Consider the following 16,058-nt stretch of genomic DNA (forward strand, 5'->3'; position numbering starts at 1 on the left):
GAGCCTACGACGTGCTCTGGCGGCCGGTGCCCGAACTGTCCGCAATGTGGCCTGCGCCGCAACCGAAGCCGTCGGCCCGGTACGCGCCGTCCCCACCGAGGCGAGCCTCGGCCGAGAGCAGCACATCCGCTTCCAGCTGCCGCGACTGCTTGGCCGGCGTGCCGTCACCGCCCATGCGCCGATCCGCCGGACGCTCGTACAGCGGAGCCCCGCCGCACATGGCCTCGGTGAACCGCTGCCGCCCGGCGAGCTGACGCTGCTGCGCCCGCTCCTGGTAGGCCGCGCGCCGCTCCGGGTCGATCGCCTGGATGAACGCCTCCGGATGCACCACCGCGAGCAGCCCGTTGACGTGCCCGAAGCCGAGCGAGGTCAGCAGACCGGCCTTCAGCGAGAACTTCTCGCCGAAGCGCAGCGGCTCGCGCGCCCACACCAGGTGCGGGTACGCCTGCATCTTCTCGTCGACACAGTCCAGGCTCCGGTTCGGCGGCACCACACCGTTTTCCAGCACCTGGCACAGGCCGATCAGCTGGAACGCGGCCGCGCCGCCCTTGGCGTGCCCGGTCAGGCTCTTCTGCGAGACGACGAACAGCGGCGCCCCGTCGGAGCGGCCGATGGCCGTGGCCAGGCGGGTGTGCAGCTCGGACTCGTTCGGGTCGTTGGCCGCGGTAGACGTGTCGTGCTTGGAGACGACCGCGATGTCGTCCGGGCCGACGCCGAGCTTGCGCAGGTCGGCGGCGAACCGGGACTCGCGGCCGCCACGCCCCGCACCGAGCGCGCCGAGACCGGGCGCCGGGATGGAGGTGTGCACGCCGTCGGCGAAGGACTGCGCGAAGGCGACCACGCCGAGCACCGGCAGGCCCATCTCCACCGCCACGTCACCGCGGGCCAGCAGCACGGTGCCGCCGCCCTGCGATTCCACGAACCCGCCGCGACGGCGGTCGTTGGCGCGGGAGAAGTACCGGTCGCTGATGCCCTTGGCGCTCATGGCCGCCGAGTCCGCGGTGGCCGACATGTCGCCGAAGCCGACGATGCCCTCGATGCCGAGATCGTCGAAGCCGCCGGCCACGACCAGCTCGGCCTTGCCGAGGCGGATCTTGTCCACGCCCTCTTCCACCGACACCGCGGCGGTGGCGCAGGCCGCCACCGGGTGCACCATCGCGCCGTAGCTGCCGACGTAGGACTGCACCACGTGGGCGAGCGCCACGTTCGGCAGCGCCTCCTGCAGGATGTCGTTCGGCCGGGACTCGCCGAGCAGGTTGTCGACGTAGAGCGAGCGCATCGAGGACATGCCGCCCATGCCGGTGCCCTGGGTGTTGGCCACCAGGCTCGGGTGCACCCAGCTCATCAGTTCGGCCGGGCTGAATCCGGAGCTGACGAACGCGTCCACCGTGCAGACCACGTTCCAGAGGGCAACGCGGTCAACCGAATTCGCCATCTCCGCGGAGATGCCCCAGATGGTCGGATCCCAGCCGGTCGGGATCTGGCCGCCGACGGTGCGCGACAGCTTGGCCCGGCGCGGCACCCGAATCTCGGTGCCCGCCTTGCGCGTCACCGTCCAGTCGGCCGAATCCGCCACCGGCACGATGACCGTGTGCTCGGGGTCGGCCGCGTGGAAGGCACGCGCCTCGGCCTCGCCGCCGACCGTGAAGGTCAGGTCCTGATCGAGGAACACCGACGTCATCAGCGGCGCGCTGTTGTCGATCATGGCGCCGTCGTCGCCGTAGCGGCGCACGCCGCAGCGCGCGATCACCGCGTCGTGGTACTTGTCCGCCAGCTCGGATTCGGCGACGTAGTCACCGGATTCGGCGTCGTACCAGCCGGGCTTGGGGTCGTTCTCCCAGGTGACCAGGCCGGTGGTCCAGGCCAGCTCGAGCACGCCGGCAGCGGAGAGCTGGTCTTCGACCTCCATCTCGAACCGGGTGCGCGCCGAGCCGTACGGGCCGAGCTCGCCGGCTCCGACGATCACCACCATGTCGGCGAGATCGGTGGTGACCGTGCCCCATTCGGGCACCGGCAGCACCGAGGACATGGTCGGCGGGGCGGGCAGCGCCGAAATCGTCGCCGCCGCTTCGGCTTCCACCGCTTCCTCGGCGGCGCGTTCGGCCGCCTGCTTGGCCAGCGCGGGCAGATCCAGCTTGGCCCTGGCCAATCCGCCGGTCAGGTCGATCTGCTGCGGGGCGGTCACGGTGACCTGGCGGGCCCGCGAGGTGCACCACTTGAGCAGCTCGTCGGCCATCTCGGCGGTGGACCAGGTGGTCACGCCTGCCTTTTCGACCGCCTCGACCATCGGGTCGTTGTGGCCCATCAGGCCGGTGCCGCGCACCCAGCCGATCAACGCGTGCACCAGGGTGACCCGGGTCGACCACGACTTCTCGGCCCGCCACTTGGCGACCACCGCGTCGAGCGCGGCCTTGGACTCGCCGTACGCGCCGTCGCCGCCGAAGAGGCCGCGGTTGGGCGAACCCGGCAGCACCACATGCAGTTTCGCGTCCACGTCGTGGTCGGCGCCGATGGTGGACAGGCCACCGATCAGCCGTTCCACCGACCAGAGCAGCACGCGCATTTCCATTTCCGCGCGGGCGCCCGCGTCGGAGAGGTCACCGGCCACCCGCGGCGCCGCGAACGGCAGCAGCATGGTCGGGGTCAGCGCGTCCTTGGTCTTGATCTTCGCGCCACCGGCGTTGTCCACCTGCTCGGTGCCGACCCACTCGATGAGCGCGTCGATGTCCTGGTAGGACGCCATGTTCGCGGGCACCACCCAGAGGGCGGCGCCGTGCCGGGCGTTGTCCCGGTACAGCTTCCGGTAGAAGCTCAGCCGGTCGTCGTTGAGGCTGGACGTGGTGACCACCACGGTCGCGCCGCCGCCGAGCAGCTGCCCGGTGACCGCCGCCGCGATGGAACCCTTGCTGGCGCCGGTGATCACCGCGATGTCCGCGGACCAGACGCCGCGATCGTCGGTGCTCAGCGCCGCCGTACCGATCCGCTCGTAGACCCCGGCCAGCACCGAACGGGCCTCGTGCTTGGCCCGCTCGCGCCACCAGTTGGCCTGCGCGGCAACGGCTTCGCCGGCCCCGAGGTAACCGTTGATCGGCAGTTCCGCGGTCTCGGCGTCGTTGCCGAGCCACAGCCGGGCCAGATCCTCACGGGCCGTGGCCCACCGGTCGTCGAGCAGTACGGCCTTGCGCGGATCGAACGCGGGCGCGACCAAACGCGGCCAGTCCGAACCCAATTCGGCCGAGACCAGGTCGACCAGGGAGTTGTCCGTCGCCTCCGGCGCGGACACCTGCTCGGCCAGGCCGAGCTGCTCCAGCACCACCCGGGCCGCCGTGGCGAGCACGCCGTCGCGGCCGGTGATCTGCTCGGTGAACTCGCCCAGCGCGGCCGCGTCGACGGTGCCACCGCCGCCGCCACCGGCGGACGGCAGCGAGACCGCGACACCGCGCCGCGCGGCGACCGCCTGCACGGCGGTGTCGATGGCCGCGTCGACCGAGGCGGCATCGCCCAGCGCGCCGGAGACCAGCCCGCCGAGGTCGCCGCCGCGCACGCTGGCGCCTTCGCGGGTGCCGAGGGAGACCTCGGCGGTGACGTGGTTGGCCCAGCCGTCGCCGAGCTCCCAGACCTTCTTCACCCGTTCGGCGATCGCGGCCGGACGCTTGCCGGACGGACCGAACACCTTGCGCAGGTGGTCACCGATCGAGTCGGACAGCACCGAGCCGAACGGCTTGTAGGTACGGGCGAGGCGCTCGACCGTGACCGACAGCGCGCCCATGTCCGCGTCCGCGGCACCGTCGATCGCACCGAGCGAGAGCTCGGAGCCGAGGTCGACGAGCAGCTGGTTGCGGCGCGAGGAGACGCCGTCGCACAGGCCCTCGATGGTGTCGACCGGGCCGATCTGGTCCAGCCGCAGCTTGGTCCACAGCGCGATGAGCACGCGGGTGGCGTCGGCGGCGGTGAAGGCGATGTCGTCCGGACGGGGTCCGCCCGAGCTGGCGACCGGCGCGGCAGCCGCTACGGGGGCCGCGGCAGGCGTTGCGGCCGAAGCGGTTTCGACGGTTTCCTCGACCGGCTCGTCCACCGGTGCGGGATCGGTGTCGGTGGAGTAGACGATCCCGGCCTCGCGCTCGAGGTTGAGCACCTCGACCGTCGCGCCGCTGAACGCGGGCAGCTTCAACGTCTGGGTGGCCAGGTTCGCCACGGTAGGCGTTGCGCCCAAACCGATTTCGACGAACCGCTCGACCCCGAGGCCGCCGTGCGCGGCGTCGGTGAAGAGCAGGTCCTGGGTCTCGATCCAGCGCACCGGGCTGGCGAACTGCCAGGCCAGCAGTTCGACCAGCACGACGCGGCACAGCTCGACCGGTCGCGCCGACCAACCCTCGAAGTCGGCGAGCACCGCGGCGAGCGGCTCGGACGGCACCAGATCGGCGATCTCCTGGACGAATTCACGCTCCAGGGAGAACGTCTTCGGCACCAGGTTCGGGATGTAGCGGCCGATCAGGACCTCCGGGTGCAGGTCCTCGGGCAGCAGCTGCTCGAGCTTGTGCCGGAACTCCGGCACGCCCTTGCGCAGCACCGTGGAGTGGAACGGCACGTCAATGCCGGGCACCAGGATGAACGCCCGCTTGCCGCCGAATTCCGCACGGCGGCGGTCGATCTCGGTCTCCAGCGCCTCGAGCCCGGCGACCGTGCCTGCGATCGCGTACTGCGAACCGCGCAGGTTCAGGTTGACCACCTCGAGGAACTCCCCGGTGGCCGTGCCGATGCCGTTGACGAAGTCGATCACCTCGTCGTCGGGCAGCCCGATCTGCGAGGGCCGGATGGCCGCGAGCCGATAGTCGCTGCGGCCCTGGGCATCCCGCGGCACCAGCTCGTGCATGGCGGAACCACGCTGGAACACCACCTCGAGCACCGCCTCCAGCGGCAGCACCCCGGCGGCCGCGGCGAGCGCGTTGTACTCACCGACCGAGTGCCCGGCCAGCATGGCGCCCTCGACGAAGGCGCCGGCCTCACGCAGCTCGGCGACCTGCGCGACACCGAGGACCGCCATCGCGACCTGGGTGAACTGGGTCAGGTGCAGCACGCCGTCCGGGTGCCGGTGTTCGACGCCGCGGGCCTTGAGGAAGGTCGGATTGTCGCGCACCACAGCGAGAATGGAGAAGCCGAGCGCGTCGCGGGTGTGCTTGTCGGCCCGGTCCCAGATGGCCTTGGCGGCCTTGGAGCGGGTCCGTGCGTCCAGGCCCATGCCCTTGCGCTGGATGCCCTGGCCGGGGAAGGCGTAGACCGTCTTCGGGGCGGCGGTGCGACCGGTCGCGGTCATCACCAGATCGCCCGCGGTCCGGCAGGACACCTCGACGATCTCCGCGCCCGCGTCGACCGCGATCCGCTCGACGCGCACGTCGATCTCCGCGCCGGGCCGGACCATGCCGAGGAAGCGGGTGGTCCACGCGGTCACGGTGCGAGCCGGGATCGCGCTGTCCGGGTCGACCGCCGAGACCGCGTGCTGCGCGGCGGCCGAGAGCCACATGCCGTGCACGATCGGGCTGCCGAGACCGGCCAGCTTGGCCGCGGAATCGCTGGTGTGGATGGGGTTGTGGTCGCCGGAGACCGCGGCGAACGCGTGCATGGTGCGCGGCGACACGATGGTCACATCGCGACGCCGGCGACGCGGGGTCTCGGTGGCGTCGGCGGACACCGTGCCCGCCGCGCGCGGCGGATCGGTGAGCTCGCCGGCGCCGTTGCGGCCGCGGATGGCGAACCGCTCGGTGAGGGTGGCGACGGTCGGCATGGACATCCCGGTCTCCGGCCGGTCCAGCATGCCCGCGATGCGCACCCGCACCTCGACGACGCGGCCCAGGTCGGTGTCGAGCGTCTCGCCCGCCTCCGCCCGCACCGCGAGAACGCTTGCGCTGGTAGGCAGTTCGCCGGCCAGCTCGATCTGGTGGTCCAGGTGGACCAGGTCCAGCATGCCCTCGATCACGCTCGCGCCGTCCGCGGCACGAGCCGCGCCCAGCACCGCGAACACGGCGGGCCAGCAGGCGCCGACCAGCACGTCGGGGACGGTGCGGCCGAGCGTGCTCAGCGCAGACGGCAGACCCGAGCCGGTGACGCCGGCGTGGTCGGCGACCAGGTCCGGCGACCAGGCGATGTTCAGGTGGGCGACCTTGCCCTTCACCTCGGGCAGCGACTGCCCGGCGGCGACGGCGATCAGCGCGGTCATCGCGGTGTGCGCGTCGGCCTCGGTGACCACCGGGGCGCCGCCGTTGTAGGTGGCGGTCGGCACGGTGATGCGGATGCGAACCACGTTGCTGCCCAACAGCGGAACGGTCAGCTCGACGTACGCGTTGTCGGCGTCCGGTCCGGTGGTCTCGGTCAGCGTGGCGCCGCTCGGCGGGTGCACGGCGCCCTTGCCGTCCACCGTCCACTCGGCCACGTCGCCGAGCCGGTACACCGGGTTGACCGTGGTGCGGCCGGACCATTCGATGTCCGGCGCGGCGAGCACCGTGTCGATCGGGCCGGTGGTGACGCCGGCGACCCGGCGGCCGTCGATCGCCACCGGCACCACGCCGGCGCGGACCAGCGAGTACGCCGTGTCCTGCTCGAAGCGGTCGAGCAGTTCGCCGACCGGCTCGTCGACCCGGGTGATACCGGCGACCGACACAGTGCCGGGGATGACGCACACCTGATCGGCGGAGTAGCGCGGATCATGGGCCTGCCACAGCGAATCCGAGCGCCACCAGCGGCGCACGTCGCCGTCGACCACCGGCACGAAGTTGACCGGCTTGCCCGGGGTCTTGCACAGCGTCACGAAGAACGGGACGTCGGCCGGGTGCAGCACGGTCTGCTCGGCGACCGGGTACCGCTCCTTGAGCGCGCACAGCGCGCCGACCGGGTTCCCGAAGTCCGCGTCGTCGGCGAACAGCGTCGGGATCTCGCCGCGATCGGCGGGATTCAACCGGGATTCGGTGCGGCGCATCATTTCCGCGAAACGGTCACGCCAGGTGATGTCGAGCCACACCGAACGGGTGGCGTCGGTGATCGCGTCACCGATGTCGCTGCCGCAGTCGAAGTCCTTGCGCCGGTCCAGGCCGACCGCGAGCTCGATGTAGCGCTCCAGCCAGTCCAGGTAGGTCATCGAGGCGACATCGCCGAAATACGGCTTGGCCGTGGCGTTCAGCGCCGCGATGATCTCGTCGCGGCGTTCGGCGACCGCGTCCGCGTCGCCGGCGACCTCGTCGAGCAGCCGGCCGGTGCGCGAGGCGGCGTTGTCGATCTCGTGGATGTCGGCGCCCAATTGGCTACGGCCCGAGGCCATTCCGCCGGACGCGGTGCCCGCGCCGACCCAGTCGGGGGTGCCGGGGGTGTCGACCAGCAGCTGCTTGACCTCGGCCGCGGTGGTCGCCTCCAGCGTCGCCATGGCGGCCGTGCCGACCAGCACGCCGTCCAGCGGCATCACCGGGTAGCCGTGCTGGGCCGCCCACTCGCCGGTCAGGTATTCCGTTGCGCGCTCAGGGGTTCCGATGCCGCCGCCGACGCAGACCACCACGTTCTCGTGGTTGCGCAGCTCGGCGTAGGTCTCCAGCAGCAGGTCGTCCAGGTCTTCCCAGGAGTGGTGCCCGCCGGCCTTGCCGCCCTCGATGTGCATGATCACCGGGTAGTCCGGCACCTCGGCGGCGATCCGCAGCACCGCGCGGATCTGCGCGACCGTGCCGGGCTTGAACGCCACGTGCGAGATGCCGACCTCGGTGAGTTCCTTGATCAGCGCGACGGATTCGTCGAGTTCCGGAATACCGGCCGTGACGATCACACCGTCGAACGGGGCGCCCGCGGTGCGTGCCTTCTGCACCAGCCGCTTGCCGCCGAGCTGCAACTTCCACAGGTACGGATCGAGGAACAGCGAGTTGAACTGCACCGCGCGACCCGGCTGCAACAGCGTCTTCAGCTCGGCGACCCGATCGGCGAAGATCTGCTCGGTCACCTGGCCACCACCGGCCAGCTCGGCCCAGTGACCCGCATTCGCCGCCGCCGCAACGATTTTCGCGTCGACGGTGGTAGGCGTCATGCCCGCCAGCAGAATCGGCGAACGACCGGTCAGCTTGGTGAACGCGGTCTCGACCACGATCCGCCCGTTCGGCAGCCGAACCGGGCGGGGCGCGAACGCCGTCCACGGTGCGGCCGTCTCCGGCGCGGCGCCCGGAGTGAGCAGGCTGCGCTGCCCGGCCCGGGTCGCCGCGGCGACCATGCCGACGCCGGTGCCCTTCAGCGAACCGCCGGTCACCCGGGACAGCAGATCGCCGGGGCCCAGGTCCAGAATCCATTGCGCGCCTGCGGCAACCACGCCGTCGACGATCTCCACCCAGTCGATCGGATCGACCAGGATCTCCTGCGCGAGCGCGCCTGCCAGCGCCGCGTCCAGCCCGCACTGGTTGGCCCAGGAGCTCACCAGGTCCACCGTGTCGGCCAGCGCCGGGTGGTGGAACGCGACGTCGACGAGCACGTCCTCGAAGACCGGCGCGAAGATGGCGCCACCGCGGACCTTGGCGTCGCGTTCGCGCGACTGCTCGTCATGAATCTGTGCGCAGCGCTGGCGGACCCGCTCCAGCTGAGCCGGCGTGCCGGACAGCACCGCGCGCCTGCGTCCGTTGCGAATCGACACCACCGCGGCCGAGGCCGGGTCGGTGCCCTCGGCCACCTGGGCCACCACGGCCCGCAACTCGTCGGGATCGACGTTCGACACCGCGACCATCGGCGAGCGCTCGCCCACCGGCATCAGCCCGCGCCGCCGCGCCACCAAACCGGCGGCCGCGCCGATCAATTGCGCCACCGCCAGGATCTCGGCGTCGCGCTGCCCGCCGGCCTCCACCGCGGTCGCCGCCAGACGGCCCTGCGAGTGGCCTACGATCGCCACCGGCGCGTGTTCGGCCGGATCCAGACCCTGCAACCGCAGCGCGCGCATCGCGGCGATCTGCGAGAGCAGCACGCCCGGCATCGACACGGCGGCCGAACGCAGAATCTGCGCCGACGGGGCCGCGGACACCTCACCCTGGTCGGTATCGACCAGTTCGTCCTCCAGCATCCACCCGATCGGGTCGAAGCCGACCGGACGGACCACAAGCAGTTGTGCCGCAACGGGTTCCAGCAGCGCTTCCGCCTCGTTGACCAATGCGGTCAATTCGGGCTCCAGCGCGCTGTCGCGGCCGATCTCTTCCAGTTCGTCGAGCCACTGGGCGCCCTGTCCGCCGAACGCGAGCGCGTAGGGCGTCCCGTTCAGCAGGCGATCCAGCAGTGGCGATCGGGTCCCAGCCCCCTGGGCCGCACCGACCTTCGCGCTCTGTCCGGTACCGGTCTCGGTGCTCTCGTTGATCGTCAAGACGATTCGACTTCCTTCTCCTGGCGACATGCCCTCCGAGACACGCCGCTCCCTCCGGTGCGCAGGTGTTCCTCAGCGTTGGGGCCTGATAACGGCGAGGATAGCCAGAATCATGAGGAAATCCTCACGTTTGCTCGTCGCCTGGACCGCATACTGCCCAGTATTCGTGTACGTACGTACCAGAACCATGCCAAACATGACCCTTCCTCATGTTTGAACACGCTGGTCTACCGGGTTACTAACACGTAGGAAACATGAGCGCCCCTCATGTTGATGGTTATCTAATCGTTATAATCCCTGGTAGGGTTACCGACCAGTACGCCACGCCCGCCCGGAGCTTCGCGAAGTCGGTCAAGCCCGGTAGAGTTTGCACGGTCGTACCATCACGCGCGAGTGGCGAAATTGGCAGACGCGCCAGATTTAGGTTCTGGTGTCCACGGACGTAGGGGTTCAAGTCCCCTCTCGCGCACCGCCGTCACGCGGCATTTGTGTCACAAATGTCGTGTTCGGGAGCCCCCCCCTCCCACCTCTGACGCAGATGCGCCATACAACCCTCTCCCAGCACACTTCCCGCGTTCAACACGTGCGCATATGGGCATACACGACACACCCGCCCGCACCCACGACCCAGTTGAGCCACGCGAGATATTTGCTGAAACCAACCAGAACCACTCCCCATACCCGACCGAGTGGCCTCATCTGAATAACGGAACGATCGCTGGTCCATCTCGGACGAAGGATCGACGTGTCGGCGTGTCTCACCGAGCCGGTTTCCCCGAACCCATGCGAACCCAGCAACCAAGGTGTAAGAGCACAACAACCGCCCCCACCCCCAAGCACACCCGATCAGCCGCTCCCCCAGCCGGTCACCGCTACGCAGCAGCTAGCGCTTGCGCGGCGCGAGGGCACAATCCCGAACCGAGACTCTGCATCCCGCAGCGGAACCAGCGCTGCCGCCCGAGCCTGCTCCAGCATCCGGAATCGAACGTCCCGGCGTGACGCCACCGCCACCCGCGACACCCCTTTTTCGCGAGCCCGGTGGGCCTGGACCATCAAGCCCGCGGGTCGGCCGCCGTACCGGAAGGCGTCCTGGGCAAGTTTCAGGTCTCGCAGATACCCTGCCGAGACGACGATGGCCTCGAGCACGGGGAGCTGACCGATGGCCTCGGTCAGTAGCGTTGCCGGAATGTCGGTGTCGGCCGGACAGACATCGTCACCGCTTGGGTGAGCGGGCGCCGGGCGGCGAGTTGGGCTTGAATGTCCCGCAGTCGGTCGACGTAGCGTTGCCACCCGAAGCCCGATCTCGCGTACTGGCCGGTGGTCTGTCCGACCAGGACCGCGGCGGTCTCCCAGTCGCCGTGAGCGGCGGCGAGCGCGGCGGAAATGGGCCGGGCGGCCAGCCAGGCGATACCGCCGGGCACGACCTGCGCGTACACGTTGTCCAGCACGGCTTTCGCGGTGACCAGCTCGCCCTTGCGGATCAGCACATCGGCCAAATCGACGTCGGCCGTGCCGATCTCGTTACCGAGATAGGACTGGGCGGCGCGGCAGTGCTTTTCCGCGGCCTCGAGCCGTCCGGCCGCGAGTTCGACAGCGGCACGGGTCAATTCGTTGAGCGAGAGGATCTTTCGGTCCTCCCATCGTTCGGCGCAGCTGTCGGACTTCCCGGCCGCCGCGAGGGCCTCCGCAGGCCGGCCTAGAGCCGCGAGCGCGGTTGCTCGATTGCTGAGTCCGCGGGCGAGTCCGTGCTCGTCGTTCGATTCTTTGTCGAGACGGATCGCTCGGCGGAAGCTGTCGAGACCGGATTCGGCCAGGCCGGCGAACAATTGGGCGGTTCCACCCGCGTTCGCGAAGGATGCCGTGCGGGTGTGGTCGCCGACTCGGCGCGCGTACAGTTCCCCGGCCTCCAGCGTGGCGACGGCAGCGCCGAGCTGACCGCATTCGATGTCGACAATGCCACGGTGGTAGCGGATATCGAGGGACAGCGAGTGGTCGCCGAGGCCGTCGGCGGCTTCGGCGGCCGAGGTCAGCAGGCGCGCCGATTCGTCGAACCGGCCGAGCAGCATGAGATGGAATGCGTAGCTGTTCAACGCATTCGCTCGCTCGGCCGCGGTCGCCGCCGCGGCGATCAACGCCGCGAAGTGCCTGCTCGCCTCTTGATGCCACGCTCTGACGGTCCACGGTTTGTGCATGGCGATCGCCAGTCGCAGGCCTACATGCGCCCACGGGGCATTCGCCGCGTGCTCCAACGCGTCGAGCACGTTGGACCATTCGGCGAAGGCCGCGGCCACCGATGCGGCGGAGTCGAATTCGTCGACCGCGCCCGCAGCACGGATCAAATCCAGGCACCAGGCCACGTGTCTTTGCCGGACGACCGCCGCCTCTCCCGCGTCGGCCAACCTGGTCGACGCGTAGTCGCGCACCATCTCCAGGAGCGCGAAACGACGGTTCGCACCGTCGACCAGGACCGTGGCGAGACCACGATCCACCAGACCCGCCAGCGCCGGTGCGACATCGGCTGTTTCGAGCGATCCGCAGGGCACCACCAGCTCGGCGGCCTCGAGCTCGAAACCGCCCGCGAACACCGAGATCCGTCGGAGCACAGCCTGTTCCGTCGGATCCAGCAGTTCATGACTCCAGTCCAGGGCCGCGCGCAAACTGCTGTGCCGGCCACCACCGATGCCGCGACGGCTGCCCATCCGCAGCCGGATCCGCCCGTCGATCCGTTGGGCCAGTTGAGAAATCGTGAACGTCCTGGTCATACCGGCGGCCAGTTCGATGCCCAGCGGCAGCCAGTCGACCGCCGCGCACACCGCGACGACATCGGATCGATCAGCTGCCATGAGCGGGCACATCGCCCGTTCGGCGAACAATTCGAGCCCGGCAGGGTGGTCCAACGCTGCGATCCGGATCAGGGACTCCGCCGGTAACTCGAGCGCCCGCTGCGAGGTGATCAGGGAGGTCAGCCCGGGTACCTGCATCGTGAGGGCCTCGACGATCGCCCTGACCTCGTCGGTGACGTGTTCGGCGTTGTCCAGCACGAGCACCACCCCGGTCAGGGCGGCGCGGACTGCCTCCGGGCAGCCTTCCGGCGCCGCGTCGACGGCCACGGCGATCGCCTGATTGATGGTGGCGCTGCGTTGTAGTGTCGCCAGCTCGACGAACACGACGGCCCGGCCTGCGGCGGCGACCTTGCGCGCGGCCTCCAGCGCGAGCCGGGTCTTGCCGCTGCCCGGCCCACCGAGGAGCGTCACCACGGCGGGCGCACGCAGGCTTTCCAGCACCGCCGCCAGCTCCTCGTGTCGGCCGACGAACGCGTCCGCAGGCGTCGGACATGTTGTGTCCGTTGGACTGTCGGCGATGTCGATGGTGTGAGTTGGCCGCGGCGGTTGCAGCGAGGGATCGTGACGCAGGATCCGTAGCTCCAGCTCGGCCGTTTCCGGGGTCGGATCGACGCCGAGCTCATCGGACAAGGCTCGGCGTAGTCGGTGCAGCCGATCGAGGGCGTCGGCCTGGCTGCCGGTCCGATACAGGGTGAGCGCGTACAACCGGGCGAGTGGTTCGTGCTGCGGATGCTCGCGCACCAATGTGGCCAGTTCCGTGGCGATTTCGGCGCCCGAACCGAGGTGCAGCGTCGCGTCCAGCCTGGCCACGGTCACCCCGAGCCGCCACTGTTCGAGCCGGGCCGATTCCGCGCAGGCGAACGGCGTGGACATCAGATTGACCAGTGCGGGGCCCCGCCACCAGCGCAAGGCGTCCTCGGCGGCCGAACGCACCGCGGCGTACTGTCCAGCGCGCTGCGCCGCGTGCATCCGGTCCGCGGCTGCCTCGGCGGCGATCAGATCGGCGACGACGACGGTGCTCTGGTAGCCCGACGGTGACCGGGTCACCATCACGCTGTGTTCACCCAGCGCCGTTCGCAGCCGCGAAATCAACACGCGCAGACGGGCAATCGGTCGAGACAGATCCTCCTCACCCCACAGATCGGCCACCAGCCGCCCGTCCGGCACGGGTACCCCGCGCGCCAGCGCCAGCCGGACCAGCGCGGCCTGCTCCAGCGGACGGTCGACACCGAGATCACGGCCGTCGTTCACCACCCGCACCGGCCCGAGGATGTGTACTTCGGCGCCGGCGTTGCCCGGTCCACGGCGCGAACGCCGGACCGGCTCCGCTGCTGCCCTCGGCTCGATCATCACGACGTCTCCCACTCTCGACGGACCATCCGTCCGTCGGTTCGAGTCCGCAGTCGACGCCCACCGCGCGGCGCATCGTGCTCGTTGAATGAGTTGTCCGGCAACCACTTCGACGATCGAAGGGTTGCGTTGAGCCGCCCGGAAACCCGCGGCCCGCCGCCCCGCCGACGCGCACCCCCACGCGTTCGGTCACAGCGATGAACACCCGACACCCTTTCCGGGATTCCCAGGTGTGTAGTCGATAAAACGCCGTCACGCCGCCGCGGCCGCGCCGAGTTGCGTGGCGACGGATGCGCCTTCGAGCCACACGTTCTCGCGCGAGATCCGGCCGTTGCGGACCTCGAAAATGTGCAGCGCAACAGAATTCGCCTTGCCGGTCAGCACCGGGCGCCCGCGGCACTGTGCCGATCTCCATACGGTGACTCCCCCAACTGTGGCGTCGATGCCGTCAAGACTGCCGACCCATCCTGATACCGGCGTTTCACCCACATCTCACGACACCACCATCTCGTCGAGCATGCGCACGCTCACCGATTCGGCGATCACCCCGCCGCGTGCGACCTCCTGCGCCACGCCCGGCCTGGACCGCCACGCCCGCGCCTGTTGCGCGGTCTCGAACCGCACGATCACCAGCACCCGGCCGATATCGACTGGATCAGCGAGCGTCAACACGACTTCCCCGCCCGCCGCGCGGCGGCGCTCGGCGCCTTCGGCGAACGCCTCCGCCCATCGCCGCACGTCCTGAACGCGTTGGTCCACAACGAGATACGCCATTCTGCTACCCCTGCCGTCCTAGAACAGAGACACGCCACTCGAGCCGGTCGCGCAGGACAAAGCCCGCCGTGCCGTCCGGGTGATCGGCCCCCGCCGATGATCGAGTTCCTCCCAGTGCATTCAATGCACTGCTGTGCACTTAATGCAGATGAGTATATTGACTGCACAGCAGGCGCTGTCAAGACATGAAAATGAGGAACCGCGACCGATGACCCGAGCTACCTCCGCAGCCGAAGGGCCGGGGCGCGCAGCCCAGCGACGCCGCACCCGCAATGCCATTGTCGAGGCGACAGCGGCACTGATCAGCAGCGGCGCCGAACCGTCCGTCAACGACATCGCTGCCGCCGCAGAGGTTTCCCGGCGCACCGTTTATCTGCACTTCCCCAGCCTCGACCAACTCATGCTCGACGCGACCCTCGGCCTGCTCAGCGCCGACACCGACGTCGCCCTCCAACACGTCACCTCCACCGATCCCCGCGTCCGAATCGCCGCACTGACCCACGCCATGGGTGTCAACATCGTCGAATCACTGCCGCTGGGAAGACGATTGGTGAAACTCACCGTCGACGCCGCACCACCCGCACCGAACACCCCCCGCCGCGGCTACCGCCGAGTCCGCTGGATCGAATGGGCATTGGCACCGATGCGCGACCGCATGCCCGCGGCGGACTTCGAGGAACTCGTGTCCGCGGTGGCGACGGTCATCGGCTGGGAAGCCTTCATGGTCCTCATCGACATCCGCGCGATGGCACCGGACAAAGCCGTCGATCTGTGCGCACGCACCGCCACCACCCTGGTCGACGCCGCCCTCCGCGCGCTCGACCAAGCCGACTGAAGCCACGAACTACCCCGCGAGACTACGTCTCGACAATGACGGCGGAAGCTGCGCGATTGCCAAATATGCTGCAAGACAGCGGCATTGGCGAACACCCCGCAGGAAGACAGACGGGTGACGCCAGAAACAGCATCACTTAAGGCGGGATGACTGTCAACTCTAGCAACACTCACCAACGAACCCCACCCCGAAGCACACCCGATCAGCCGCTCCCCCAGCCGGTCACCGCTACGCAGCAGCTAGCGTTTGCGCGGTCCGAGGACACAATCACCCATGTTCGATCCACTCGATCGCCCGAGGTCTTGCTCGGCGAGAGCGGTCATGCCGGCTCCGATCCTTTCTGCCAGCTCGACGAGCTCGGCCTCTGCAATGACCAGGTACTCGAGCTTGTCGACTGCGGCGAACTGCTGTTCGCGAAAGGGGATCCCCGGTGGGAGCGGCGCGACGTGCCAGTGCACATGCGCTACGCCCTGCATGCTGCCGAAGCTGAACACGTAGAGGCGTTCGGTGGGCGTGATCTCGGCCAGGACCCGACCGAGGCGATGGATGCGCAGTTGCAGTGCGAGGTAGTCGTGCTCAGTGAAGTCCGACACGACGTTCGTCGTGTGGCGTCGGGGTGCGAGTAGGCAGTAGGCGTAGAGGCGAGGCCAGCGCGGAAAGAACACGACGCAGTGTTCGTCACGATAGGCGACCGTTTGCGCGGGAGTTGGCTGCTCGTCGGCCAGTTCGCAGATGAAGCACCGACCGGCGGCGTTGTCTGCCTGGAGTCGGTCGATGTACGCGCCGGCGTCGATCGTCGCGGTCTGCCTGCCGAAAGCCGCGCTGGCACTGCGTGTTCCAGGGTGTTGTGCCAATGCGTTCTGCGGATCCATAGCTACTGTTGCTCCCTTTC

The 16,058-nt window shown here is 69.5% G+C and carries 6 protein-coding genes and 1 tRNA gene; 2 read left to right on the forward strand and 5 right to left on the reverse strand.

Annotated elements, in window-relative coordinates; all coding sequences use genetic code 11:
• Positions 1-4 precede the first annotated feature (4 nt).
• Positions 5-9,364, reverse strand: a complete 9,360-nt coding sequence (locus tag F3087_RS19105) for a type I polyketide synthase (RefSeq protein ID WP_150403361.1) — start codon at positions 9,362-9,364, stop codon at positions 5-7.
• A 387-nt stretch (positions 9,365-9,751) separates the two neighbouring features.
• On the opposite strand from F3087_RS19105, the gene F3087_RS19110 reads away from it, so the two are divergent.
• Positions 9,752-9,833 (forward strand) — tRNA-Leu (locus tag F3087_RS19110).
• A gap of 700 nt (positions 9,834-10,533) precedes the next feature.
• Here the strand turns inward: F3087_RS19110 and F3087_RS19115 are convergent.
• The 3 genes from F3087_RS19115 to F3087_RS19120 all read right to left on the reverse strand — a co-directional run bounded on the left by F3087_RS19115 (position 10,534) and on the right by F3087_RS19120 (position 14,331).
• The gene (locus F3087_RS19115) at positions 10,534-13,557 is read right to left on the reverse strand and encodes an ATP-binding protein (protein ID WP_150403362.1); all 3,024 of its coding nucleotides are present in this window, start codon (positions 13,555-13,557) and stop codon (positions 10,534-10,536) included.
• 252 nt (positions 13,558-13,809) lie between these two features.
• The gene (locus F3087_RS47140; RefSeq protein WP_263407218.1) at positions 13,810-13,941 is read right to left on the reverse strand and encodes a hypothetical protein; all 132 of its coding nucleotides are present in this window, start codon (positions 13,939-13,941) and stop codon (positions 13,810-13,812) included.
• Positions 13,942-14,049: 108 nt separating this feature from the next.
• The gene (locus F3087_RS19120) at positions 14,050-14,331 is read right to left on the reverse strand and encodes a hypothetical protein (protein ID WP_150403363.1); all 282 of its coding nucleotides are present in this window, start codon (positions 14,329-14,331) and stop codon (positions 14,050-14,052) included.
• A 208-nt stretch (positions 14,332-14,539) separates the two neighbouring features.
• On the opposite strand from F3087_RS19120, the gene F3087_RS19125 reads away from it, so the two are divergent.
• Complete coding sequence (locus F3087_RS19125; protein WP_191094045.1) at positions 14,540-15,166, forward strand: TetR/AcrR family transcriptional regulator; 627 nt, start codon at positions 14,540-14,542, stop codon at positions 15,164-15,166.
• Between the two features lie 239 nt (positions 15,167-15,405).
• Here F3087_RS19125 and F3087_RS19130 read toward each other — a convergent pair whose 3' ends face one another.
• The gene (locus F3087_RS19130) at positions 15,406-16,038 is read right to left on the reverse strand and encodes an HIT family protein (RefSeq protein ID WP_150403365.1); all 633 of its coding nucleotides are present in this window, start codon (positions 16,036-16,038) and stop codon (positions 15,406-15,408) included.
• Positions 16,039-16,058 lie beyond the last annotated feature (20 nt).

The sequence above is a fragment of the Nocardia colli genome, from assembly GCF_008704205.1.
Lineage (GTDB): Bacteria > Actinomycetota > Actinomycetes > Mycobacteriales > Mycobacteriaceae > Nocardia > Nocardia colli.

What these genes read in the sequence shown, in the direction of transcription:
- F3087_RS19115 (WP_150403362.1), bottom strand. Translation starts at nt 13,557, where the DNA reads ATGATCGAGCCGAGGGCAGCAGCGGAGCCGGTCCGGCGTTCGCGCCGT.
- F3087_RS19120 (WP_150403363.1), bottom strand. Translation starts at nt 14,331, where the DNA reads ATGGCGTATCTCGTTGTGGACCAACGCGTTCAGGACGTGCGGCGATGG.
- F3087_RS19125 (WP_191094045.1), top strand. Translation starts at nt 14,540, where the DNA reads ATGACCCGAGCTACCTCCGCAGCCGAAGGGCCGGGGCGCGCAGCCCAG.
- F3087_RS19130 (WP_150403365.1), bottom strand. Translation starts at nt 16,038, where the DNA reads ATGGATCCGCAGAACGCATTGGCACAACACCCTGGAACACGCAGTGCC.